This is a genomic window from Flavonifractor sp. AGMB03687 (assembly GCF_017811815.1).
In the GTDB taxonomy this organism is placed as follows: domain Bacteria; phylum Bacillota; class Clostridia; order Oscillospirales; family Oscillospiraceae; genus Flavonifractor.
Genome location: NZ_JADKZI010000001.1, coordinates 290,753 through 315,066, shown reverse-complemented (window position 1 = coordinate 315,066; position 24,314 = coordinate 290,753). Strand labels below are relative to the sequence as shown.

The following is a 24,314-nucleotide window of genomic DNA, read 5'->3' as shown; positions in this document are numbered from 1 at the left end:
ATACTCACTCCTTTAATCAGCCCGCAGGGCTTCCACCGGCTGGAGACCGGAGGCCTTGATGGCGGGATAGATGCCGAAGATGACGCCCAGGGCCACCGAGATCAGGAAGGTCCCCAGGGTCAGGCCCGGACTTGGCAGCAGGATCAGTCCAAAGGACGCCTTTCCGACGATCAGCGTCCCGATGTACCCCACCGCGATGCCGAAGATGCCGCCGATGCCGCAGATCATACAGGCCTCGATGAGGAACTGGGCGATGATGCTCTTGCGCTCGGCGCCGATGGCCTTACGGATGCCGATCTCCCGGGTGCGCTCTGTGACGGTGACCAGCATGATGTTCATGATGCCGATGCCGCCCACCGCCAGGGAGATGGCGGCGATGCCGCCCAGGAAGCGCTGCTGCAGCTTGATCTGCTCGTTGCCCTCCTCCTGCCACTGGTTGGGGGTGGTCACCGAGTAGTAGCCAGTGTCCTCGTTGATGATCCCCTGGAGGAAGCCCTTCAGCAGGGTGATGGCCTTGGTGGTGGAGCTGGCGTCCCTGGCCTTGGCCACAAAGGTGTCCATCTGGGTGGACTTATTGAGCACCCGGTTGGCGGTGTAGGGCAGGACGATGTAGCGGTCCATGCCGCTCATATTTTCCGGGTCCTTCTCCTGATAGACCCCGATCACCTCAAAGGGGACGCCGTTGATGGTGATGGTCTGTCCCACCGGGTCCATGTAGTTGAAGAGCGTAGCGGCCATTTTGGCGCCCAGAACGCACACCTGATTGTAGCTCTTGATGTCCAGATAGGCGATGTCCCGGCCCTTGGCCACGGTAAAGTTGTTGCACAGGGAGAAGTCCTGGTTGCCCATGACCACCTGGGGGCTCTCCTCCCAGGCGGTCTCGTAGCTGTCCAGGGTCTTGGCCCCGAACTTGATGACGGTGCGCTCATACATCTGCACCACCGGCGTGACGCCCAGGATATACTCGTCCATCTCCAGGCAGTAGTCGTACAGGGCGTCGGAGACCCCCTCGCTGTCCCAGCTGCTGGCGTTGATGTTGATGACGTTGCTGCCCAGGCTCTCGTAGTAGGCCCGCATCTGCTGGTTCTGGCCCTCTGCGTAGGACACCAGGATGATGACGGCGGCCAGGCCGATGATGACGCCCAGCATGGTGAGGGCGGAGCGGGCTTTTTTGGCCGCGATGGACTTGAGGGCGATCTTGAAGGCCTGCGTCAGATTCATGCGAACGCCCCCTCTCTGTCCCCGTCGTAGATGATGTGTCCGTCGGAGATGCGCACCACCCGCTCGGCGGTGGCGGCGATCCCGTTGTCGTGGGTGATGAGGATGATGGTGGTGCCCTCCTCATGGAGGCCGTGGAGGATCTCCAGCACATGCTTGCCGGTGCGGGAGTCCAGGGCGCCGGTGGGCTCGTCGGCCATGATGATGGGGGGCTGGGCGGCGATGGCCCGGGCGATGGCCACCCGCTGCTGCTGGCCGCCCGACATCTCGCTGGGCTTGTGCTCCGACCGCTCGGCCAGGCCCACCCGCTCCAGGGCGGCCTCCACCCGCTCCCACCGCCTGGAGGCGGGCACCCCCTGGTAGATCAGGGGGAGCTCCACGTTCTCCCAGGCGTTGAGGGCGGGGATCAGGTTGAAGCCCTGGAAGATAAAGCCGATCTGCTTGTTGCGGATGTGGGCCAGCTGCCGGTCGCTGAGCTCGGTGACGTCCACCCCGTCCAGGTGGTAGTCCCCGTAGGTGGGGATATCCAGGCAGCCCAGGATATTCATCAGGGTGGATTTGCCGGAGCCGGACTGGCCGATGATGGCCACGAACTCCCCCCGGTCGATGGTCAGGGAGACCCCGTCCAGGGCCCGCACCTCGCTCTCCTCCCCCTCATGGTAGATCTTAAAGAGGTCTTTTACATCAATGAGCATGGTGTCAACCCCAACTGTCGGCGCTCTGGGTCTCCCGGCCGATATAGACCTCGTCGCCCTCGTTCAGGCCCCGCTTGATCTCGGTGCGGCTGTTGTCGGACAGGCCCACCTCCACCGGCACGGCCCAGAAGCCCTCGGGGCACTCCCAGGCGGGATCGGGCTCCAGAATGGCATTGGAGGGGGCCTCCTTGGCCTTGACAAAGACGATGGTGTTGAGGCCGTCGCCGCCCATGGAGCCGCCGTTCATACCGCCGTTCACGCCGCCGTCGGGCATGGGGATGGCGATGGCTCCCAGCTTGCGGCCAAAGGCGCCGCCGGCATACCGCTGGGGCACGGCCACCGCGCCGCCGGAGTCCACCATGCCACCGTCCTCGGGCAGCGCACCGTCCTCGGGCAGCATATCCATATCGCCCATATCGCCCATGTCGCCCATGTCGTCCATGTCGCCCATGTCGCCCATGTCGCCCATGTCGCCCATGTCACCCATGTCGTCCATGCCGCCGGTCTCTGCCGGAGGGGCGTCCAGGTCGTCGGGCAGGGTCACGTTGGAGAAGTTGACGTACATCACCGCCGCGATGGGCACGGTGAGGCAGTTCTCCGATTCGCTGGCCACGAAGGAGTAGCTGACGTAAGTACCGGGGATCATGGAGCCGTCAAAGTTGTCCACCGTCACCACCGCGGGCACCGAGGCCACGCCGTTTTCGCCGGTGGCGGTCATGGACACGCTCTCCACGATGCCCATATAGGGGGTGCCGTACTGGTCAATATCGACCATCATGCCGGGCTTGACATAGCGGGCGTTCATCTCGTCCACATTGATCTCCACCACCATCTGGGTGGTGTCCGCGATGCTGATGCCCTGCCCGCTCTGGACCTCCATGCCCTCCTGCAGGCTGCAGGACAGGACCGTGCCCGAAATGGGAGCGGTGGCGTTGTATTTGCTCAGCTCGTTGTTGGCCTCCACCAGCTTCTCCTGGGCGGCCTTCAGGGCCTCCTCCTTGGCGGAGATCTCCTCGTCGGTGTTCTTGGCGCCCAGCTGTACCATGACCTGCCCGGCCTTCACGTCGCCGTAGTTCAGCAGGTGGACGCTCTCCACCGGGCCGGAGGCCTTGGCCGTGATCTTGGTGGTCTCATAGAAGGACAGCTTGCCGTTCTGATAGGGATAGATGGGGGTGCCGTCCGCCGTGGTCAGGGAGGCGGAGGCCTCCATCCCCTCGGTGAGGGTGCCCGGGTTGTCCAGCACAAAGACCACCTCAAAGTGGGTGGCGCCCTCCGGAGAGACGAAGCGGACCTTGTTGACCTGCTCCACCTTGCCGGTAAGGCTGCCCATGATGGCGGGGATGGAGATCTGGGCGGTCTGGCCCACCTTGATGCTGTTCTCATAGGCGTAGCTGTAATAGAGGGACATCCGCAGCTTGGTGTCGTTGACGATGGTGGCGATGGTGTCCCCCTCGCTGACGGTGTCCCCCGCCTTCAGGTCGGCCACCTCCCGCAGGTTGCCGCTGTGGGGGGCCTTGATGGTGAGCTCGCCGATCTTCTCATACACCGCCTGCAGGTCCTTCTGGGCGTTGTCCACGCTCTCCTGGGCGGTCTGCACCGCCTCACGGGCGGAGGTGTCGTCCATCTTGTAGAGCTGCTGCCCCGCCTCCACCTGGTCGCCCTCCTTGACATAGAGCTCCAGGATGGTGCCGTTGCCCGGGGTAACGCTGGCGGAATTACGGGCCTTGGTCATGCCGTTGCCCTTCACCACGGACTGGATGGAGCCGTACTCCACCGTGGCCGTCATGATCTCGCCCTTGTCCTCGGTCTCCCGGAAGACAAAATACCACAGCACCACGGCCACCGCGATGATGACGGCGGCAGCGATCAGGATGCCCGCGATCATTTTGCCCCGGCCCCGCTGCTTCTTCTTGGGGCCCTTGGGGCCCGCGGACGCCGCGGGCGGGGTCTTGTCCTGAACAGGCCGCTCAAGCACGGGCGTCTGTTGATCCGTCATAGAATCTCCTCCTTATGTCCTTGATCCACATTCTGATGCTCTGTCATTCTAGCATAAGCGGCCCGGCAAGGGATGACAAAGCAGTGACAAATTCTTAATAAAAGCTTACGTTTGGGCGGTTCGTCTCCCCTTCCCCGCCGCAAACGGCTTTCGCTGAATTTTGCCGCCGTTTCTTTAGACGATTTTAAACAGGAAAAGTTTTCACCGGAGAGAAAAAAGTCGCCCGCGCCGCCGCTCACAGCTCCACCAGGCAGCGCTCGTAGCTGTTGACCACCCGGGTGTCGCCGTACCGCTGCTCCCGCCGGATGCCCCGGCCGTAGTTCATGTGGGTGTGGCCGTGGAGGAAGAGGGCGGGGCGGTACTTGTCCAGCATCTGATTGAACGTCTGAAAGCCGGTGTGGGCCAGGTCGGTACAGGGCACCATATCCCGGCCGGGGGAATGGGTCAGCAGGATATCAAAGCCCCCCTTAAAGCAGATCCGGGGCGCCAGGCGCATGGCCCGGCGGCGCATCTGCCCCTCGGTGTACTGAAAGGGCCCCCCGTTGTAGCGCATGGAGCCCCCCAGGCCCACGATACGCACCCCCTGGTGCTCATAGAGCATCCCGTCGATACAGATGCAGCCCAGAGGGGGGTCCTCCTCATAGCGGCCGTCGTGGTTGCCGTGGACGTAGAGCACCGGGCAGTGGGCAAAGGTGGCCAGGAAGGACAGGTAGTGGGGCTTCAGGTCCCCGCAGGAGAGGATCAGGTCGATGTCGTCCAGCCTGCCCGGCGTATAATAATCCCACAGGTAGGAGGATTCGTGATCGGAAACGGCCAGGATCTTCACTTCAGCCACGCCTCCTCCGCACCCTGAACCCGGATGAGCTCCCTGGCCCGGTCGGTCAGCTCCTCCGGCTTTGGAATGGAGCCCTCCACGTAGGAGGACAGCCAGTTCATGGTCAGGATCTGCTGGGCAGGCATGGGCCCGTCATCCCCGTACACCACATGGCCCTGCTGGTTCATCAGCACCCCGTAGAAGGGGTCCAGCCGCTCGGCCCGGATGGCGTCCCGCAGCACCCCCGCCAGCCGCCGGGTCCCGGCAGGCAGGCGGCGGGAGCAGAGAACATCCACGATCTTCTGGTTGAGGCCCCACCAGTAGGTGATGGCTCTGCTGCCCTGGCTCTCCTTCTTCCAGCTTCCCTCCAACACCCGGCGCACCAGGCTCTGGTAGAACCGGCCCCAGTCGCAGTGGATGAGGGCCAGGTTGTGCAGCTCCCGGGACCGGGGTCCGGCGTTGGAGGCCAGCCGGTCCAGGTAGTCGATATACACGATGCCCTTGGCCCGCAAGCTGTCAATGCCGCCCCCCTGCTTCAGGCTTTCCCAGGACAGCAGCACCCGGGCGTTGGCGTTGACCATCCGGGCCCCCTGGGCAAAGGCGTTGATGCAGGCAATGGTGCCGAAGGTGGGGTAGTCGGCCACATAGCCGATCCAACCGCTACGGGACAGGCTACCGGCAATGGCACCCTTAATAAACTTGGCCTCATACATCCGGGGGTAGTAGGTGCGCACCGATGGGTAGGAGTTGTTGAGGGAACAGTTAAAGAACTTGACCTCGGGATGGCGCACCGCCTGCTTGACGCTGGCCAGCAGCAAAGACGGGTCGGTGGTAAAGATTAGGTCGGCCCCCTTCTCTACCGCATCGTTGATGGCGGCCTCCGCCGCCTCGTCGGTGACGGCGTTTTCGTAGGAGAGGGTGTACGCCTTGTCGTGCATGGTGTCCTCCAGCAGGTAGCGGCCGCACTCATGTTCGTACACCCACCGGGAGGTCTCGCTGCTGCCGGCGTGGATGAAGGCGGCGCACAGCCGCTCGGTAACCGGCAGGGTGAACAGCGGCTTCTTCACCACGTCGTCCAGCATCAGAGCCACCCCGGCATTCTCCAGCCGGTTGCGCACCTCCTGCCGGATCATGGGCAGTTCCTTGGCGATCTGGGTGGACAGCTTGCCCCGGGAGGCCTGATACCCAAAGAGCTTCACATACACCAGGAAGGCCAGAGAGACATACCGCTGGTCGGCACTCTCCCGGATGCAGGCGTCCCGGAACATGTAGTAGAAGGAGCGGAAGGCGTGGATCTCCTCGGCGCTCCAGGGCTCGTGGCCGGGACGTCCCATGGCCTCCAGCAGCTCCCGGTATTCCCCGGGCCGCTTGAACACCAGGAAATTCAGGCCGGTCATCTGGTAGAAGTTCAAAAACTCATAGTAGGCCGTGATCTCCGGGTCGTCAGAGGGCCGGGGCAGCAGCCGGGTGACCACCGCCGGGATGGTGATGGCTCCAAAGTATTTCAGCACGCTGACCCGCTTGTGGCCCTCCACCACATAGAAGCGGTTCAGATATTCCACCGCCTTGATGGGGTCCCGGATGCCCTCCTCCAGGTGGGCCTGGCACAGGGTGGCCCACTTGTTGGCAAACTCGCTGTCCTCCTCCAGCACCGGGTAGAAGCCGGGAGAAAAGCTGCTGCGCCGCAGCTCGTTGCAGGTACCCACGATGAGCTCGCTGGGGACCTCCACCACGCCCAGACTCTCCCGCCGCACGGCCAGTTCCTCCGGGTCGCCTGGCAGCACCTGCAGGCCGGTCTCCTCCCCCCGGGCCGCCGCCGCCTTGACCTCCTTCTGACCCAGACGGAGCGCGTTATGATATTCTTCCAGGATCGGCATATCCGCCGTCCCCCCTTTCACAGGCGTCGTTCTCTCAACAAGCTACCACGACAGGCCGAAAAATACAATCCTTTTCTTCTGTCATTTCCCTTCGGAGTGTAAAATTCAGGGAAATTTGGGCTATTTCAGTTGAACAACCAGTCCCAGCGTGCTATAGTATATAAGTTAGGTTGGTCAGGCCACCCGGCCTGCTCCCATGTATTTTCCGAGTCCGTACTCCGGGCCCGTACCATAAAGGAGATTCAACATGGACCATCGTGATTACCGCAAGGGCACTGTGCCCTGTCATACCTGGCGCATGATCCGCGCCCTGGAAGAGGATCTGTACTACAAGCGCCCCGCCGTTCCCGGCCGCCGTCCTCCCATCGTGATGCCGGAGACCCTGCTGGTCTCCAAGCCCGTGGTGGTGGCCGCGCCTCAGGTGGAGGCCGCCCCCGTTATTGTGGAGACCGCTCCCGCCGCCCAGGCCACTGACAGCCTGCTGGACCTGCGTCTGGCCCAGTATGGCGAGGAGCTGGAGCGGCTGTACCGCGCTCAGTTCCAGGGCGACCTGGCCGCCTGGGACGGCCTGCTCACCCTGCTGCGCCAGTATCAGGAGAGCCGTCCCCAGGCCCTGCTGGATCAGGACCAGCACCGTGAGGCCGATCCCGACTGGTACTGCCGTCGGGACCGTCTGGCCATGACCGCCGACGCCGCCGCCTTTGCCGGCTCCCTGTCCGGCGTGGCGGAGCGGCTGCCCTACCTGAAGGAGTGCGGTGTGAACTTCCTCCGCCTGGCTGCCCACGGCACCGTCGCGGAGCTGGCTGACCTGGCCGACGCCTGCCGGGCCCAGGACATTTGCCTGTGCCTGGAGCTGAAGGAATCCGCCCCCCAGAACGCCGTCTCCTTCCAGACCTGGGTGAACGGCCTGCTGGAGCTGGCCAACGCCGGCGCCGACGCTCTTTGCCTGGGCGATCTGTCCGCCTTGTCCCACCCTGTGCTGCGGATGGCCCGGCTGATCGTTCAGCTGGTGTGCCCCGGCGTGCTGCTGGCCGGTAAGGCTCCCGCCTGCGGCGACTACTCCTTCACCCCCGACAAGCCCGAGTGTCACCTGCTCTGCCGGGAGGGCGGCTCCCTGCTGTGGAACACCCTGGCCACCGGCGATGTGTCCCTGCTCCGCAACCAGGTGCAGCAGACCCTCTCCCTGCCCCGGGAGCAGCTTTTCCTCAACCGGCTCCACGGTGACGACGGTCTGGACTGGGCCCTGGACTACGGTTGGCTGAAGGAGCACTGCGGCGCCGATGAGGAGCCCCACCGCCAGTACCTCAACGACTGGGCCTGCGGCCAGTTCCCCGGCAGCAACAGCCGGGGCGAGCGGTCTGCCCAGGGCAAGGTGTGCGGCACCACCGCCTCCCTGTGCGGTGTGGAGGCTGCCGACTACGAGCAGAACGACATCAAGCTGGAGCGGGCCGTGGCCTGCGACCTGCTGCTCCACGCCTTCCTGCTGACCCAGAGCGGCATGCCCGCTCTCATCAGCGGCGACGAGGTGGGCCAGCTCAACGACTATAGCTACCATGAGGACGCCGCCAAGGCCGGCGACGCCCGCAACCTCCAGCACGGCGCCTTCCAGTGGGATCTGGCCGCCATGCGGGGGGATGAGAACACCCGCCAGGGCAAGCAGTTCCAGGGACTGCGCCGCCTGACCCAGCTGCGTGCCCAGGAGCCCGCCTTCGATGCTCGGGCCGATGTGTGGACCTTCGATACCGGTAACCCCCACGTGCTGGGTCTGGGCCGCTGGTACGAGGGCCGCAAGCTGGTGGCTCTGTTCAACTTCAGCGGTGACTTCGTTACCGCCAGCGCCCCCGAGGCCGGTGCCTTTGAGGAACTGGTGTACGGCGGTCATTACGACGAGCTGGGCCATGTGGAGCTCTATCCCTACAGCTTTGTGTGGCTGCTGCAGCATTGATCCACCCCCATAAATAAAAAAGACGTGCCGCTGAGCGGCACGTCTTTTTTTAATGACAGGTACGGCAAGCGGCGTCGCACCTTTCAGGTCTATCACTTGCTCTTTCTGCCATAGCCGGTAGCAATAGCCACAATCAGGATCACCAGCATGGAAATGGAGTAGAAGTTGACAAACGGAACAGAAGCGGGAGCCACAGCAAAAGCTTCGCCGAACTCCGCCGCCTTCATGGCCGGTATCACGCAGTGGACCGTCCAGGGAGCCAGGAAGCAGAACACACATCCAGCGCAGTCCATCAGGTTGGCTCTGCGGTACCGGTCCAGGCCATTCTTCTCGCCCAGCTCCCGAACCAGGTCACCCATGGCCACAATGGCTACGGAGATGACGCCGGTCACCATACTCAGGATACCGATGCTGCCCACGATGGTGATCTCGGTACTAACCGGGCCCTTGGCCATCTTGGTCAGGCCCTTGCCTACATCCTCAAAGAGGCCGCTGGCCTCCAGAATGCCCAGCATGGAGAACACGCCGATAAGCATGGCCACCGTACCCATGCAGCCGGTGATGGCGTCGATAATGGCACCGGAGACACTGAAACCACCGGGAAAAGCCAAGAGATCAGAGATCTGATAGATGCCAGTGATCAAACCCATTACGATGCCCGCAATCACACCCCAGGCCAAGGCAGTAATCAGGTGCTTTTTCATCAGGCACAGAGCAATGATAACCACAGGCACGATGAGCATAGTCATGGAGAGCGGATGGGGATCTACCTGTGCAGCCTCCAAAGCTGCGGGATTGGCCTCCGTTTTGGTAAAGATCAGGAAGCATATCAGTGCAATGATGGCCGCAGGGATGGAATACTTCATTCGGGTCCGCACCACCTTGCCAAGGTCAGCGTTCTGGGTGGCAGAGGAAACGATGGTAGTATCAGAGATGGGGGCCAGGTTATCGCCGAAAGCAGCACCGGACACCACCGCACCAATCATGTAGATGGGAGATACACCGGTCATAACGCCCACCGGAAAGAGGATGGGGATGACCACCATATAGGTGCCTACCGAAGTGCCGGTGGAAAAGGCCAGTAAGCAGGTAATAATAAATGTGGCCGCTGCAAACAGCTTCCCGGTAAAGCCCGCTTCAATGGCATAGGAGGCAATGGTCTGCACCATGCCGCTGTTGGAGATCAGCTTGCCGGAGATGGCCGCAAGGATCACCGCCATGGCAATCACAGGGAACATAGGCTTGGTCAGCCCTGCCATAATGGCCTGGCCGTAGGCCTTCTCATCTTTGGCCACCACCACGCCGAAGATAATGGCCATGAAAAAGGCCACCACATAACCGTTTACATTGGACTGGCTTACCGCAGCCCAGATAATGAATACGATGGCTACCAGCAGGGGGATCAGTTTCCCTACCATGCCAAAACGGAATTCCAAACGATTCTTCTCACTCATTACAAGACCTCCCTTATCAATACGTTATGATCGGGACCGTTATGCCGCCTGCCAGTTCTCCGTCAAACGTCTTATGTTGTGTGGGGGCCTCCGGGCCCCTCCTCCAGCAGGTGCTTTGCAAGCACATTCAAGGAGCGGGCCGTCTGGGCCTCATGGTACTCGCTGGCCGGCCGGCAGGTCAGCGCTCCGGTAGGACACACCCGCACACAGGCGGGCACCATACCTCTGCGCAGACGTTCCACACAGCCGTCACACTTCTCCATTTTTCCCTCCCGGTTGAAGGATGGCGCTCCAAAAGGGCAGGCCATGGCACAGGAATGGCAGCCCACACAGTTGGTGTTGTCATAGAGCGTCAAGCCGCTCTCCTCGTCCTTATACAAGCAGGCGCTGGGGCAACCCATAACGCAAGGCGCCTCCTCACAGTGCATACAGGCCACCGACAGGAAGGCAAATTTCTCCCGCCCGTCCTCCACCGACTCCAGCGCTGCCGCATTGCGGAAGGGGTGCTGCCGATGCTCCACGTCGATGTCGTTCTGGTCAAAGCACGCCATGACGCATGCTTGACAGGCCGTGCACTTGGAGGGATCAAAATCAAATATCATTTTCTCCATGGCTCACACCTTCCTGATGGAGACTCTGGTCTCCCGATAGCTGGGGAATCCGGAATAGGGGTCCAGGATCTCATTGTCGGTCAGTTCATTGGCGTCGGCCTCTGCATAACCGTGGTAGAAGCAGACCACGCCGGGCTCGGCCTTCAGCGTCAGATTGGCCTTGACCTGAATGCTCCCCCGGTGGGATGTGATCTCGATCCGGTCCCCCTGGGCGATCCCCAGCCGGGCCCCGTCCTCCGGGTGGAGGTCGGCGGTTGGCTCCGGCCGGAGGGAGCGGTTCCAGGGTACCTTATGGAGCCTGCTGTGAAGAACGTTGGGCAGCCGGGGCGAGGAGGAGAGCACCATGGGCAGATCCTCGTCCGGCCGGTCCTCATAGGGAGGACGATAGGTGGGCAGCGGATCGAAGCCGGGATGCTTCTCAATGGCTAGAGAGTAGAGCTCGAACTTTCCGCTGGCGGTATTGAGTCCCCGCTCCAGCATGGTGCCGGGCACGTAGGGGGTCACACCGGGCACTTTTACCAGCCCCTCCGCTTCCTTCAACTCCTCTATAGAGACCGGCAGGTCCTGAAGGATGTAGGCCCAGCAGGCCTCCGGTCCCTGACGGAGCAGCTCATCGTCCAGGTCCATGGCCTGGGCCAGCTCACACAGGATCTGGATATCACTGCGGGACTGGAACCGTGGCGGGATCACCGGCTTGGTCAGGTACAGGTAGCCCCCGCCGTAGCTCTTCAGCTCGCTGCGCTCAAAGGAGGTACAGGCTGGCAACACTATGTCGCAGAATTTGCAGGTATCGGTCATAAACAGCTCGGTGTTGACCAGGAAATCCAGCTTCATCAGGTTTTTCTTCAGCCGGGTGTCATCAGGGGATATGCGGTAATTCATGCCGAAGCCCATCATGGCCCGGATGGGATAGGGGGACCCCTCTTCGATCTGGCGGGACAAATCGTTTGCCTGGGCCTCATGGATGAAGTCGTTCCAGATAGGAAAGCGCTCCGCCCCCACTGCCGGGGCCTTTACCCGGTCGTAGTGCTCCATAATGAAGGCATCCTCCCGGGTGGGGAAGCCTCCGGGCAGATAGTTATAGCTGAACTGGATGGGGATCTGGCCGCCGGGCCGGTCAAAGCAGCCCAGAATGGCGGACAGGGACATGATGGCCCGGTAATTTTGGAAGCCATTGCGGTGGTGTGCCAGGGGTGCGGCGCTCTCGTTGATGGCCACGGGCAGATTCTCCCAGATCATCCGGGCAGCCGCCTCCAGCTGCTCTGCCGGCACACCAGTCAGCTCCTCCACCCGCTCGGGGGTAAACTGCTTCACATAGTCTGCATAGGCTTCAAATCCATACACATAGCGATCGATGTAATTCCGGTCAATCCTGTCCTCCCGAATCAGGATGTGAGCCAGCCCCAGAGCAAGGGCACCGTCGGTACCGGTGCGGGGCCGCAGGTGGATGTCCGCCAGCTTGAGGGAGGCGGGCGTGATCCGGGGATCAATGATGATGACCTTCATCCCCTCCGCCTTGCGCTTCTCTACATTAAGGGCAGCCAGATGGCGGGAGTAATAGGGGTTATATGCCCAACCCAGAAATACCCCGGCCCGCGCCACATCGGAGGAGCACATGGGATTTCCGGTGGTCACCCACCAGTTGAGGAAGGTAGAAGTCATGCAGCTGCTGGACTCGGTAAGGAAGTTGGGAGAGCCGAAGGAGTAGGTAAACCGGTGCAGGAAGGGTCGGTACCACTTGGTATAGCCAGAGTAAAACAGCACGCTCTCCGGTCCGCTCTCTGCCTTGATGGCGTTCAACCGCTGGGCGATCTCACGGTAGGCCTCCTCCCAGGAGATGGGCTCAAACTGGCCCGAACCTCTTGGTCCCACTCTGCGCAGAGGGGTCTGCAGGCGGTCTTCGCGGTAGATGTACTGCCGGTTAGACAGGCCCTTGGGACAGAGCAGGCCGTGGTTGACCGGATGGTCCGCCGTACCCTCGATCTTGATCACCTGCCCATCCTTCACATAGGCATCAATGCCGCAGTGGAAGGAGGGACAACAAATATCGCAGATGGTCCGCTTCACCTGGATCCCCGTCTCATCCCCGGGAATCTTGGCTTTCAGCAGGCGCTCTTTTTCATCCACAGGTAAAACCTCCCTTCAAAGCTCAGTGTTCCAGCAGATCAATCATGGGCTCGCTCAGCCCGTTGCGGAGCAGAATCACGCGCTGCATGGGGCTGATGGGCTCCTGATGGCCCAGAAAACGCCGGGTCATATAATTTTTGATGACGCCGCTGATGATGTGATTATCCACAATGTTGACCAGGGCCAGCTTACCCTCCCTCCGGACCGCATACAGGTAGAAGCCGTCGTTGCTGCAGCGGAGCACCTCACCCTGGGCATTGACATCGCCGAAGCCGATAAAATCCATATCCAGAAAATGTGTGATATTATGCAGCAGGCTGCCGGGATAGCGCACTGTCTTGCCCAGCATGGCGCCCGCCGCCGTCACACCCTGATAGCCGGCATTGGCCCACAGACCAATGATCTGGTTGTTTCCGCTTTGTATATTCAGGGCACTGGCACAGTCTCCGGCGGCATAAATGCCAGGGACAGAAGTCTCCATCCGCTGGTTGACCAGCACACCCCGATCCACTCTGGGGCCATCCGCGTCCAGGAAGTCCAGATTGGGGCGGGTACCGATGGCCAGGACCACCACATCTGCCTGCAGAGTCTCCTGCTCCAGGCATACCTCCAGCCCAGCCTCGGATTCCCGCAAATCGGTCAGCCGCTGGCCCAGCCGCAGGCACACGCCTTTTTCCTCCACCCGGCGGCCCAGCTCCCGGCCTACCTCAGGCACCGCTGCCAGCGGGAAGAGCGTGGGCGCCTGGTCCGCCAGGACACAGCGGATACCGGCTCGCTGAAACAGCTCAGCCACCTTGATGCCAACCATGGATGCGCCTACCACCACGCCGCTGCGCACATCTCCCTGATCCAGTCGCTGGCGCAGGGCCTCGGCATCCGCCGGAGTACGCATCACATAGACATCTCGCTCCGGCATGTGGGGCAGGGGCGGGACAAAGACCCGGGCACCCGTGGCAATCAGAATTGCGTCATATCGGCTGCGCTTTCCGTTCTCCAGCACCACCTCCCGCCGCACGGCGTCCAGCCGGCTGATCTTAGCCCGGCGGTGTATGTTCAGTGAAAGTGACTGGGCAATGCTCTTCAGCGAGCCGAAGGGAAACAACGCCTTCCACGGCAGCCGGTGCCCGGTGTAATAGGTGGTAAGCATGGGGTTATAAGGCGGCAGGTCGGTATCAGAGTATACATGAATGGCACCCTCAAAGCCTTCCTCCCGCAGCGTCTTGGCGCAATGGTATCCGGCACAGCCAAACCCAAGTATCGCGATCTTTTCCATTGCCTCCTCCTTTACCTGATCTGGCTCAGCGCAGTCAGCGTGTCCAGATCATAAATCATCCACCGTCCGTCCTTCTTCTCCAGCAGGCCCTGAAGCTCCAACTCGCCGATCACCTGATTGACTGTAAGTCTGGACACATTGATCAGGTTGCCGATTCCCTGCTGGATCACCGGCAGGTCGATGCGGATACCCTGCCCGGTGGGAGTACCGAATCGGTGGGCCAAGTCCACAAATACCGCCGCCACCCGTCCGCGGGCGTTGAGAAAGCTGAAGCGGCGGATATGCTCCATCATCACATAGATCTTATGGGACAGAGATGTCAGCACTTGGGCGTTCAGCGCTACATCCTGTGAGAGATGACGCAGAAAGCGGTCCTTTGGGATACAGTAGAGTTCACTGTCCACAATGGTAGCCGCATGCAGAAATTGCGCCGACGGCTCAAAACAGGTCTCTTCCCCAAACATACAGCCCGACAGTGCAAAAATGTAAATCTTCTCCGCGCCCTCGCTGTCAAAATAGGACAGGCGCACCCGTCCGCTCTTTACGATATAGATCTGTGCGGTATCCTCCTCCTGGTTGTAGATCACCGTCTTTCCCTTCAGACGGATCAGATACCGCTCGTCTGCAAGAAGTCTCCAACGCTCCAGATCATACTGGATCCAAGGTGAGAAATGAACGCTGTCCGGCATGATCCTTCACCCCCTTGCCTGTTTTGGTTATAGCATATTGCCCAGATAAAAGAATATAAGCTTCCTTACATTTTGAATTTTTATCAAGAAAAATTCAGGCTGCCCCAGTTCCATGGTCTTCCTCCAGATACTGGGAGCACTTCTTGCATCAGATCCCAGATCTGGACTGAGCCCTTTCCTGGGACAGCCCGTTTTATCGCTATATAATGCTCAATCAGCAGGCAGTTTACCGCAGCCTCAAATCTCGATATCCATGGTCTCCATCTGGGCTCTGGTGATGCCGTTGCGCTTTCCGTAGTTCTCCCAATAGGTGGTGGAGGCCCGAAGGAACAGCTTCTTGGGAAGTGGCATGGTCACCTTCAGCCGCCGTCCCTGTCTCCGGGTCATAGAAGCGGCCAGCTGCTTCAGCTTCCGCCCCACCAGCCCCCGGAATGGGGTGTTCAGGATGGCCTCTCCGCTGCCGATGCTCAGCACTGAGCCAAAGGGGTAGCTGTTTTGCTCACAGAACAGCTCCACCATGCTGATGGCTACCTCACTCTGCTCCGGTTCCAAAAAGCCGCAGTTGATAAGCACGGACACCGTGGGCTTATGCTGGGGCGGGTTCTCCTCCAGGGTCTTCAGGAAGTTCAGCAGCGTCACCGGGATTCCGTCGGCATAGAGGGGAAACACCAGCAGCAGGTGGTCGCAATTTTCCATTGCCCGGCACAGCTCCAGGTGGTTGTCCCTGGTGATGGCGTAGGTCTCCGTCTCAGTGGGACAGACCTGGGTAAACCACTGGGCGTACGCTTTGGAGTTGGATCTGGGCGCTCTGGGACTGCCGTTGAGAATCAGGATCTTGCCCATGCCTCCACCTCCTTCTTCACAGCTTCTTCTACCTCATGCTCCGGGACAAAGACCACCCGGTGGCTCTCAAAGTTCATATTGCTGGCGTTGCGCTCCACCAGGCGCCGAAACACCTGCTGCTCCCGCGGGGAGATGTCGCCATAGGCCAGAATCACCGCCTGCTTGGGAGCTACCGCCCGCTGCACATGGTGGGTTTCCCCATGGAACAGGCGGATGAAGGCCTGCTGCACCGGGATGGCCCGCTCCAGCATGCTCTTCATAATAGTGTCGTAGCCTCCGTATTTCACCCTGCTGACATAGAGGACCCGGTCGCTGGCCGCGATGGCGGGATAAACCTCCACCGCGTCGTCCCGGATCACACATTTACCGGGGGTCTTGGTCCAGCAGCCAAAACAGCCCACACAATTTGCAATTTTCCGCTGAGACAGATCAATCAGCCGGATATCATCCGGACCGGTCTCCGGCAGCGCCAGAGGCCGGTCACTGAGAATCAAGTTCATACATTCCTCCCGTAATCGATGGATATGGGTCTTGCTTCATTATATCATACTTTTTTACTATGTATTTTACATTTTTCTAACATGCACTGAAAATATAAAAAGAGGCCTGAAATCCTAAGATTTCAGGCCTCTTTCTGTAACATCAAAACGCTGTAGATGTCATGTTATCTCCGCAAAACTCAAATTATTTATTCTTGTTTTGATGAGTCAACTTCCGATTCGGAGATACCCCCTTCAATCAAATCGGTTATCACTTGATTGAGTTGGGCAGCATTCTTTTCCGTAATAACAGGGACACCTGTTTGCAACTCAATAGCCTTTCGGGCATCTCCAGCGACTTTACCGCCTGCACGAGCCACTTCGATATTATCAGAAAAAGATTCCGGTGCTTTCTGCTTGGAAATTTCTGTGGTCGTAGCCTCGGCCAGCATATTCAGAACCAATTCCAGTGTAGTCATATTGTCCCGCAGGTTTTCCTTTTTCAGCCCCTTGAGATTCTTATACTGTCTGGTGGACATCTCGGACCATGCTCGGGATATCTCATCTGTAAGAATGGCATACTCAATGCCCTTTTGAACACCACGGGCATCCCATTCATCGGTCAGCTCTTTGCGGACCTGGATCGCCTGCAGTCGCTGATTGATCCATTCACGGGTATAGCCTTTCTTCAGATAGGTTTCCAGCGCCCGTTCAATGGTCAGTTCCGGATCTATCGTTTCTTCGATTCGCTCCCGACCAACCTGTGCCAACCATAGCTTAAACGGCTCAGCTTTGGGAGATGGTATGGACTGGATGATACGCAGAAGCTGTTCCGTATCTGCCACATCAGTATTATACCGTTTTCCATCCTTTGGGGACCTCAATTTCAGTTGCTGACAATTTGTCAGCAACTGATCTGCACCTTCGTCTTTAAGGCGTTGTTTCAGCTTTGCCCAGTAGTTGCTTGCGCCACGCTGATCCGGCTGATCGGTCAAAACTGCAACGACATCAACAACAGAAAAGTACCATTCCTCTTTATCCTCGTCCCAGGCTGTGCGGATGCGCTTATCTTCAAAAAGCTGAATCTTATCCTCTTGCCCCATTCATATCACACCTCTTTTCTTCAGCAAATCATCAAGCAGTCCATGACAGCCTTCCATAACATCCCGCCAAGTCGCATTGAAGTCGCCGGTGTACCATGGGTCGGCTACTTCTCCTGGTCGGCTTGTAAAATCCATCAGAAGGTGCATTTTGTCGGCAAAGTCGCCACCACAGATCTGGTACATACTCCGGATATTGGCGTGATCCATGCCGATCAGCAGGTCGTACTTGTCGTAGTCGCTGTTCTGGAGCTGCCGTGCTGTTTTGTCGGAACAGTCGATTCCATGCTCGACCAGTTTCCGGCGGGCAGGCGGATAAACAGGATTTCCGATTTCCTCGGTGCTGGTAGCAGCTGATTCGATCTGAAACTCCTGTGCCAGACCAGCTTTCTTCACCATATCTTTCATCACAAACTCGGCCATCGGGCTTCTGCAAATATTCCCATGACAGAGAAAAAGTATCTTGATCATTTTCGGAACTCTCCAATTGATTTTCTTCATGATCAGTATAACATGGAACCTCAAATTCGTCGAGCGTGAGTTCCTGATGAGCACATTCCTGGATAGCGTTCTGAAGTGCGGATTTTGACCATCCGTACTGTTTTGCGGCCAGCAGATACCAGCGTCGCTCCTCCATGTTCAGGTCCGCCTCCAGAATCACAACATTTTGTGTCCAGGAGATCTCTGCGGCGAGTTTCAAAAGTTCTTCGTTTTCACCATACATCCGGTAAAAATCACGCATCCTCCGCAGATTGCGCGGGGAGAACCCAGGGACATTCGGATACTGTTCAGACAGGTATTCTGCAGCAGCAACCGCAGCACCCTTTTCAGAACGACCACATACAATTCGGCCTAATTCGCAGTATAGTTGCACTTGAGAAAAGTCAGCAGTTACTGCTGCATCCAAATCCGCAAACATGGCAGAATAGTCGATGTTTTTGCGAGTGTTCATAGTTTCTCCTTCCTGATAAATTATGCTTAACCGAAAACAAGCCAAAGAGAAACGCAGGATATTCCCGCACTTCTCTTTGGCCTGTTTACACCACCCGGATCATCTGTTCCCAGAGAAGAACGAATCGGTCATCCAGGATTTTGTTGTCATGATAGTGTCCGAACAGCCAGTAATGAAACCGGGTTCTTTCTTTGACTTCTTCCAGATAATCTGTCAGGGGATCATGGGCATATCCTCCTGCGCCCAGTTGGTCTACAATACTGCTGGGAGCACAGTGGGTGATACTTTCCTTCAAAATTCAAAATCGCATCTCCGTACTTAGCCAGAAGCAGAGCGCAGACAATCAGGTGGAACGCCTCATCTGTGACCAATTCGGGGGATGCGAGATCGGCAAGAGTGATATTGCGGCTGCCGGTGGAGATGGCTTTGGCCGCCTGATAAACACTGTACAGCTCCGGTTGGATGCCGGCGAGCTGGACAGATTGGAAGTCAAACCCACTGGCATCAAACTTCCAGATCATCCTGCGCCAGATGTCCCCATACGCCGTGAGAAGAAACAGTGCGGCCAGGTTACGGTTCGGCATTCGAAAACAGCGCTCACGCCAGTGCTGCCAGCGCTCACGATGACTATCGCTCAGGAAAAATTCAATGGAGCAGCCATTGAAACTCCTCTCTAACCGGGCCTGAAGCTGCGCTCCAGCTTCAGGGAAGAAGCAATCCCTGATAAACTCGTTGAGGTCAATCGCACCGGCCACGATCCGTTCATCCAGACAGACGCACTGCTCCAAAGGGCAGGGATGATTGCGTCTGAAGTTCATGCAGTATGGGCACTCCATGTCATCTCTGCTATATTGAAAACCGGGATAGTATCGGCCATGGCCTCTGGGCTTGAAATAGGGCGGGGTCATCATCTGCTGTTCCATCTGGCACAGCGGTGTATCCCGCATGAAGTAGCGTGTCATAAGGTCATGCCCATCCCTTTCTGCTTGATTTCGCAATCGTCTTCCCTGATTCCCTCATTCTCCTCCGTATCGCTTTTCTGGCCGGGCATAAGGCATTCGCCCGGATAAAGCTCCATTTCGTACAGCACGCTGTTATCACCGCTTCTGCGGTCAAGAACCTTGATGGTCGTGCCCTCAAATAAATAGTTGGATGCCTTTTCGAAATCAGAGCGGAATCCCTTCCCGTAATTACAGGTCGAATACTGATGAGTCGGCTGATCCTTGACCACGGAATAGTAAGCGTTGGTCTGAACCTCAGTCACCACCCGTACAAGCCCGACCAGGGCAGGGTGCTTGCTATGGCTGGTTGCCACCAACTCTGTCCCGGGGCGGATACAGCGTTTCAACTCAGCCAGGTTTTTGATGCGCAGCGGCGCTTTTTGTTCGTTCTTTTGATCCAATCTTCAATCCTCCTGTCTGGTTTGAGGCAATAAAAAAGCGCCGGAGTCTTATTTCTAAAACTCCGGCGCTTGAATATTACATGATCGGTTCTTGGTTATAGGGTTCCATGGAGTGCTGCTCCTGCTCCCTTATGCGATCCAAAGCATCGGGAGCTGCAATGGCAATCTGCTCTTGAACGCCCCGGATGCACTTTTCCTGCTCGGCAGTCAGGTCAAAACCAGTATCCAAGGTGTCAGAGCAGCACCGGTAGATTTCGATAAGCTGCTCCTGATTGAAGATCTGCTGTTTGAGAATGAGGCCGGCGCGGATGGCGAAGTCCTGCTTGGCACCGGCATAGTTGTCCTGAAAGTAATTTCCCTGGTTGAGACCCGTGCGGTCGAAACTCCAGTCCCATGTGACGAATTGGACGCCAAGCCGGGTGGGATGAGCAGCCAACACGGCTCCGTTGAAGTCAGCCAGCAAGCGGTAGTCGCCGGTCAGGCTCTGGGCTTGCAGGGGCGGAGCCTGTTCCAGCAGCGTCATGTACTCCCGCACGGTGCAGGCCAGATCGGTGGCTCGCTCACAGGCTCGTTCCCGTTCTGGCGTCGCTACATCCTCCTGCCAGTAGCGAACGCCTCCGTCCGCTGTGATCCGGCAGAGGGGGAGACCATCCCACTCCACAGGAAGCAATTCATCCTGTTCCGGCTGCGGAGTGAATCCCTCACGGTGGAGAGCGGTGCGAAGCTCCTGAAAAAACTGTTCTCGGTTCATTTACTACCTCCTGATATTTAGTGCCCTTTTTGAATTTGTCTGAAAGCAAAAAGGGCGCCAATCTGATGGCCCGTCGTGACCAACAAATTGACGCCTCAAATTTTGTGTATTCTATTGATAGAAAAATAGCGCCCTTTTTGAAAATTGATGCTTCAAAAAGGGCGCTACATGGTTTCTGGTTTTGCCAACCTCCGAGAAGAGGGGGGTCGAATCCCACCAGTTAGGGGGAAACAGCGGTTGGCATCTATGGAATCATCCGTGAATTTTTGAGCTGAAAAAGCCCGGAAACGGTTGATGCCACTGGCTTTTCGCCAGTGGCATCTATACCGTTTTGATTTTATGGTGGAGCGACAGACCCCAGAAACGAACTCTGCGGCATCCTCCTCAACATCGGCCAAAAGGCCCTCCGTGACCTCTACCGGCCTGTCACTTGAGTTGAATATCACAGTGAGCCGCCCATCATCATACAGATAAACAGCATTAACCATGACGGCAATTATAGCCCGCCGGTAGGTTATATCATTGATGTCACCATCCCGGAGCTTGGTGAGGAAAAAGGCAATCTCAGGCTCTTTTAGGTCCAGGCACTTTGCTTTCTCCATGAGTATTTGACGGTCAATTCCCTCTATGCTGCTTTCTAATTTTGCTATCTCATTGAGCAAAGTTTCTGTGGCTTTTCCATACTTGAGGGCATCCACCAAATTAGCTTTTTGCTTTTCGATGTCACGGCGCTGGCGCTCCAAGCGTCTATATTCACTGCTCTCTTTCTCTCGTTCACAAAGAGCTGCAACCGCTTTTGAAATCTTACTGATATTCTCATCGGTGAGCTGTGCACGGGCCAGAGCAATGACACGCTCTTCAATATATTCTTTTTGCACATTTTTCTTGCTGCACATCTTTTTCTTTCTGCCGTTGCAGGTGTAATAATTGTGTATCGTCCCGGTCTTTGATGTCCCGCTTATGCCGGTCATCATTTCCCGGCAATGCCCACAAAACAGCTTTGTTGTCAGCAGATATTCCTCTTTGGCTCTCGCTCTGGCGGGAGCCTTTTTGTTTTTCTCCATCATTTCTGCCACCCTGTTGAATAACTCATCAGAAACTATCCGAGGGATGCCGCCGGGCGTTTCTGACCCCTTATATGTGTAAATGCCAATATAGCGCTTGTTTGTGAGCATCTTACGCAGGGAGTTTTTATTGAAATCAGCGCCGGTGGAGGTCTTTATATTCTGGTGGTTGAGCTCCGTGATGATCTGCGCCACTGTCATGCCAGAGGCGTACATTTCAAATATTTTGACAACCGTGGGAGCTGTATCCTCATCTATCTGGTAGTGTTTCGTTTCATCGACCTTGTACCCAAGGGCTGGGCGGCCACCTGTTGCCAAACACTTTGAGCCGCTTATGTCCATTCCACGGCGGATTTTTTGGGCTAATTCTGCGCTGTAATATTCCGCCATGCCCTCCAGCACGGCCTCCATAAGCACACCGCTTGCATCTGCTGTGATGTTCTCACGGGCAGAGACTACCCTCACACCATTCTTTTTGAGCTTCTGCTTATTCACAGCACTATCATAGCGGTTACGACTAAACCGGTCAAGCTGATAAACCAGAATTACCTCAAAGGTGTGCTTTGCGCTGTCAGCAATCATGCGTTGAAAGTCCGGTCTGTCATCCGTTCTGGCGCTAATAGCACGGTCAATGTATTCTCCAATGACAGTATAGCCCTCTCGCTCCGCAAAATCATAGCAAGCCGCAAGCTGCCCCTCAATAGACTGCTCCGTTTGAGAGTGGCTGCTAAACCGTGCATAGATAACAGCGGGTATCATGTAGGGCTCATCTCACTTTCACAATGAAAACTCAGCGTCCAGGCGCTTTTGGATATATTCCTCTTTCTTAGCATCGGCATCCTCAAGCACCTGGTGGATGATATTTGCCAGCTTAGAATACTCAATCTCTATTCTCAGGTCCGGGTCATCCGGGTCCTCAATTCTGGAAATATAGTAGATGTCCTTGTCAGCATCACCAGAGGTGCAGCTTGCGTGAGCAATGTTCAGGCCAGCGGTATTAAGTGTGTCGCAGATTAGCTCATACTCATCCTCCGGCTCATTGACGCTCACAAGCGCATCTACAGATACATCCAAGGCGCTTGCAATAGCTTTCAAGACATCAATATCTGGGCGGCGTTTCCCAAGCTCATACTGCTGGACAGTACCAGTTGCCAGACCCAGGATAGCCGCAAGCTCTTTTTGCGTCATCTTTTTCTGCTTCCTGGCAGCTGCAATTCTTGGACCTAAAACCACATAAATCACCTCATTTTAGAGTGTAGCACGCTTTTTACCATTTGGCAATCAAAAAGAATGTGAAAAGCCTCTTGACACATTCAATATGACTATGTTATTATATGAACACAGTCATATTGAATGTGTTTCTTTTGTGGAGGTGAGCGAATTGAAAGCCAATAAGGAAAAAATGGAGCTGGCCTTGGCCAGGGCGTGCATGAATACGGCTGATTTGGTTTGCATGACTGCGATGCCGGAGCCGACTGTTAAAAAAGTCTTGAGTGGGCGCAATGTGAGGCCGGTTACGCTGGGGCGAATTGCCAAGGCCCTGGGCGTTGACCCCGCAGAGCTTATCAGCACAGAGGAGGCATAACTCATGCAGCCGATGGTCACCCTGTCTGGCGATCAAGCGGCGGCTCTGGCGGCAGTGTTCTTTCCTGTTATCCGGGAATATGTTGACGCTCACCGTGAGGAATATGAGCTTTTTCTGAAAGAATGGGAAAAAGCCCATCAGGAGGTGAGCACGCAATGAAAATAGATGTCAACCGCCTGGAGCTTGCTATGCGTTATCGTGGACTGAGCAATAAAGAGGCCGCCAGTGCGGCAGGCATCCAAGCAACGCTACTCTCCAGAATAAAAGCACGGGGCTCATGCAGTCCGGCAACAGGCCGCAAACTGGCCCAGACCCTTGGCTCAGACATCATCATCCATCCGGGCTCTGAGCCCTCCGCAGACGCAGAGGCAGTCTGGCATGAATACCTCGGCCAGATTAAGAGCTTGCAACTGCCGCCTGAGGACGATGTGCAGCCGCTTGAGCTTAGGATTTATGCCTTTGTGCAGGCCAGAATACTCCCGCACTGGGAGCGCCTGAACATTTACCAACGGCAGGTGTTCTGGCTGGCCAAAGAGAGCTTTGATGTCAGCTATGCGGTCGAGCGGGTCAAAGTCTGTCCGGCAGAAATATGGTGTGAACTTCTCCAGCGTAATCTGGATGAAATGAGCAACAAAGATGCCACCCATATCAACAACATCATTGTCACTGTTCCTGGCTGGAGTAGAGCAGGTAAGCCCATGCGTTTTGGCCCCTATGGGGTGCAGCGTGGATGCATCAAGTGTAACAATCCAGTGGAAAACAGATAATTATTGTTACACTTTATTATGTGTTTGCTTTTCTGAAACCTGAGATTGTTACACTTCATTCCTTAAATGTTCCGGGCGGGCTCAAGTGGAACATGTTACACCAAACTCCAAATGTTCCGGCTTGAATGTTCCAGCCAAACCCATTGAAAAACAAGGCTTTTTGAGCAAAAGGATAATTGTTACACTTGAAATTTCTATGTATGCCAAAACAGAGAAAATAGATAATTTAGATAAGAAAGTGTAACAGTTACAAAATTATCTAAATTATCTAACCACCCAGCATAGAGCTATCAAGGAAAACATGTAGACAAGCCCCTAAATGTTCCGGCGGGAGGTGACTATCAAATGACCGAACAGGAAAGAGCATGGGCGCTGCTTGACCAACTGTTTTGGATGCCGAAGCATATACGCTGTGGGCTGACCACCGCTTTTCTGCGGGATTACGCCATGAGGCACAATCTTCCGAGTGATGCCCTGGAAAAAGAGGCAATGCGCCGAGTTATGTATGGCCAGTATAAAGTATTCCGCCGCTTTGGTAGGCAAACAGTTTTTAAGTTAAACGGCCACCGTCTTGGTAGGATGACAAAGGAAAAACGAAAGCAGGCCCTCTGAGCTGCTGCAAACACCCCAGAGGACCCGCAGTGCTCCCAAGTGCTGCAAACGCTTGAGAGA

General features: G+C 57.1%; 25 protein-coding genes. 6 read left to right on the top strand and 19 right to left on the bottom strand.

Annotation, left to right across the window (positions count from 1 at the left end):
* Nucleotides 1-12: 12 nt before the first annotated feature.
* The 5 genes from J9789_RS01535 to J9789_RS01515 all read right to left on the bottom strand — a co-directional run bounded on the left by J9789_RS01535 (nucleotide 13) and on the right by J9789_RS01515 (nucleotide 6,600).
* Nucleotides 13-1,221 carry an ABC transporter permease gene (locus J9789_RS01535; RefSeq protein WP_209341564.1) on the bottom strand — a complete coding sequence of 403 codons (1,209 nt, stop codon included), beginning with the start codon at nucleotides 1,219-1,221 and terminating at the stop codon, nucleotides 13-15.
* Nucleotides 1,218-1,913: an ABC transporter ATP-binding protein gene (locus J9789_RS01530; RefSeq protein ID WP_209341563.1), complete on the bottom strand. Its 696-nt coding sequence runs from the start codon at nucleotides 1,911-1,913 to the stop codon at nucleotides 1,218-1,220. Before J9789_RS01530 ends, J9789_RS01535 begins: the two co-directional genes overlap by 4 nt.
* Nucleotides 1,914-1,917: 4 nt before the next feature.
* The gene (locus tag J9789_RS01525) at nucleotides 1,918-3,909 is read right to left on the bottom strand and encodes an HlyD family efflux transporter periplasmic adaptor subunit (RefSeq protein WP_209341562.1); all 1,992 of its coding nucleotides are present in this window, start codon (nucleotides 3,907-3,909) and stop codon (nucleotides 1,918-1,920) included.
* A 235-nt stretch (nucleotides 3,910-4,144) separates the two neighbouring features.
* Nucleotides 4,145-4,735 carry a metallophosphoesterase family protein gene (locus tag J9789_RS01520; protein WP_209341560.1) on the bottom strand — a complete coding sequence of 197 codons (591 nt, stop codon included), beginning with the start codon at nucleotides 4,733-4,735 and terminating at the stop codon, nucleotides 4,145-4,147.
* The gene (locus J9789_RS01515; protein ID WP_209341558.1) at nucleotides 4,732-6,600 is read right to left on the bottom strand and encodes a BMP family ABC transporter substrate-binding protein; all 1,869 of its coding nucleotides are present in this window, start codon (nucleotides 6,598-6,600) and stop codon (nucleotides 4,732-4,734) included. The genes J9789_RS01520 and J9789_RS01515 overlap by 4 nt, the downstream gene beginning before the upstream one ends.
* Nucleotides 6,601-6,847: 247 nt before the next feature.
* On the opposite strand from J9789_RS01515, the gene J9789_RS01510 reads away from it, so the two are divergent.
* Complete coding sequence (locus tag J9789_RS01510; RefSeq protein WP_245184986.1) at nucleotides 6,848-8,545, top strand: hypothetical protein; 1,698 nt, start codon at nucleotides 6,848-6,850, stop codon at nucleotides 8,543-8,545.
* Nucleotides 8,546-8,637: 92 nt separating this feature from the next.
* Here J9789_RS01510 and J9789_RS01505 read toward each other — a convergent pair whose 3' ends face one another.
* The 14 genes from J9789_RS01505 to J9789_RS01435 form a co-directional block, all read right to left on the bottom strand.
* Nucleotides 8,638-9,999 (bottom strand): SLC13 family permease, encoded by a 1,362-nt coding sequence (locus tag J9789_RS01505; RefSeq protein ID WP_209341556.1) that lies wholly within the window; start codon nucleotides 9,997-9,999, stop codon nucleotides 8,638-8,640.
* A 71-nt stretch (nucleotides 10,000-10,070) separates the two neighbouring features.
* Entirely contained in the window at nucleotides 10,071-10,610 is a 540-nt protein-coding gene (locus tag J9789_RS01500; protein ID WP_209341555.1) for a 4Fe-4S dicluster domain-containing protein, read from the bottom strand.
* 3 nt (nucleotides 10,611-10,613) lie between these two features.
* A complete protein-coding gene (locus J9789_RS01495) occupies nucleotides 10,614-12,737 on the bottom strand; it encodes a molybdopterin-dependent oxidoreductase (RefSeq protein ID WP_209341553.1) in 2,124 nt (707 codons plus the stop codon).
* Between the two features lie 22 nt (nucleotides 12,738-12,759).
* Complete coding sequence (locus tag J9789_RS01490) at nucleotides 12,760-14,010, bottom strand: NAD(P)/FAD-dependent oxidoreductase (protein WP_209341551.1); 1,251 nt, start codon at nucleotides 14,008-14,010, stop codon at nucleotides 12,760-12,762.
* 11 nt (nucleotides 14,011-14,021) lie between these two features.
* On the bottom strand, nucleotides 14,022-14,699 hold the full coding sequence (locus J9789_RS01485) for a Crp/Fnr family transcriptional regulator (protein WP_209341549.1): 678 nt from the start codon (nucleotides 14,697-14,699) through the stop codon (nucleotides 14,022-14,024).
* A gap of 237 nt (nucleotides 14,700-14,936) precedes the next feature.
* Nucleotides 14,937-15,542, bottom strand: a complete 606-nt coding sequence (locus tag J9789_RS01480) for an NAD(P)H-dependent oxidoreductase (protein WP_209341546.1) — start codon at nucleotides 15,540-15,542, stop codon at nucleotides 14,937-14,939.
* Nucleotides 15,527-16,042 carry an NAD(P)H-dependent oxidoreductase gene (locus tag J9789_RS01475; RefSeq protein WP_209341544.1) on the bottom strand — a complete coding sequence of 172 codons (516 nt, stop codon included), beginning with the start codon at nucleotides 16,040-16,042 and terminating at the stop codon, nucleotides 15,527-15,529. Before J9789_RS01475 ends, J9789_RS01480 begins: the two co-directional genes overlap by 16 nt.
* Nucleotides 16,043-16,230: 188 nt before the next feature.
* Entirely contained in the window at nucleotides 16,231-17,124 is an 894-nt protein-coding gene (locus tag J9789_RS01470; protein WP_209341542.1) for a Bro-N domain-containing protein, read from the bottom strand.
* Nucleotides 17,125-17,592, bottom strand: coding sequence for a low molecular weight protein-tyrosine-phosphatase (locus tag J9789_RS01465; RefSeq protein WP_209341540.1), 468 nt, complete (start codon nucleotides 17,590-17,592; stop codon nucleotides 17,125-17,127). It abuts the gene before it with no gap.
* Nucleotides 17,593-18,294: 702 nt separating this feature from the next.
* On the bottom strand, nucleotides 18,295-19,035 hold the full coding sequence (locus J9789_RS01455) for a hypothetical protein (RefSeq protein ID WP_209341538.1): 741 nt from the start codon (nucleotides 19,033-19,035) through the stop codon (nucleotides 18,295-18,297).
* Nucleotides 19,032-19,475 (bottom strand): hypothetical protein, encoded by a 444-nt coding sequence (locus J9789_RS01450; protein ID WP_087291155.1) that lies wholly within the window; start codon nucleotides 19,473-19,475, stop codon nucleotides 19,032-19,034. Before J9789_RS01450 ends, J9789_RS01455 begins: the two co-directional genes overlap by 4 nt.
* Before the next feature lie 76 nt (nucleotides 19,476-19,551).
* On the bottom strand, nucleotides 19,552-20,226 hold the full coding sequence (locus J9789_RS01445; RefSeq protein WP_209341536.1) for a hypothetical protein: 675 nt from the start codon (nucleotides 20,224-20,226) through the stop codon (nucleotides 19,552-19,554).
* A gap of 164 nt (nucleotides 20,227-20,390) precedes the next feature.
* Entirely contained in the window at nucleotides 20,391-22,049 is a 1,659-nt protein-coding gene (locus J9789_RS01440) for a recombinase family protein (protein ID WP_209341534.1), read from the bottom strand.
* A gap of 18 nt (nucleotides 22,050-22,067) precedes the next feature.
* Nucleotides 22,068-22,523, bottom strand: a complete 456-nt coding sequence (locus J9789_RS01435) for a helix-turn-helix transcriptional regulator (protein ID WP_348633612.1) — start codon at nucleotides 22,521-22,523, stop codon at nucleotides 22,068-22,070.
* 148 nt (nucleotides 22,524-22,671) lie between these two features.
* On the opposite strand from J9789_RS01435, the gene J9789_RS01430 reads away from it, so the two are divergent.
* From J9789_RS01430 to J9789_RS01410, 5 genes are all read left to right on the top strand, one after another.
* The gene (locus tag J9789_RS01430) at nucleotides 22,672-22,875 is read left to right on the top strand and encodes a helix-turn-helix transcriptional regulator (protein WP_245184985.1); all 204 of its coding nucleotides are present in this window, start codon (nucleotides 22,672-22,674) and stop codon (nucleotides 22,873-22,875) included.
* Between the two features lie 3 nt (nucleotides 22,876-22,878).
* The gene (locus J9789_RS01425; RefSeq protein WP_209341531.1) at nucleotides 22,879-23,034 is read left to right on the top strand and encodes a hypothetical protein; all 156 of its coding nucleotides are present in this window, start codon (nucleotides 22,879-22,881) and stop codon (nucleotides 23,032-23,034) included.
* The gene (locus tag J9789_RS01420; protein WP_209341529.1) at nucleotides 23,031-23,642 is read left to right on the top strand and encodes a helix-turn-helix transcriptional regulator; all 612 of its coding nucleotides are present in this window, start codon (nucleotides 23,031-23,033) and stop codon (nucleotides 23,640-23,642) included. Before J9789_RS01425 ends, J9789_RS01420 begins: the two co-directional genes overlap by 4 nt.
* A gap of 85 nt (nucleotides 23,643-23,727) precedes the next feature.
* A complete protein-coding gene (locus tag J9789_RS01415; RefSeq protein ID WP_209341528.1) occupies nucleotides 23,728-23,886 on the top strand; it encodes a hypothetical protein in 159 nt (52 codons plus the stop codon).
* Between the two features lie 101 nt (nucleotides 23,887-23,987).
* A complete protein-coding gene (locus J9789_RS01410; RefSeq protein ID WP_209341527.1) occupies nucleotides 23,988-24,254 on the top strand; it encodes a hypothetical protein in 267 nt (88 codons plus the stop codon).
* Nucleotides 24,255-24,314 lie beyond the last annotated feature (60 nt).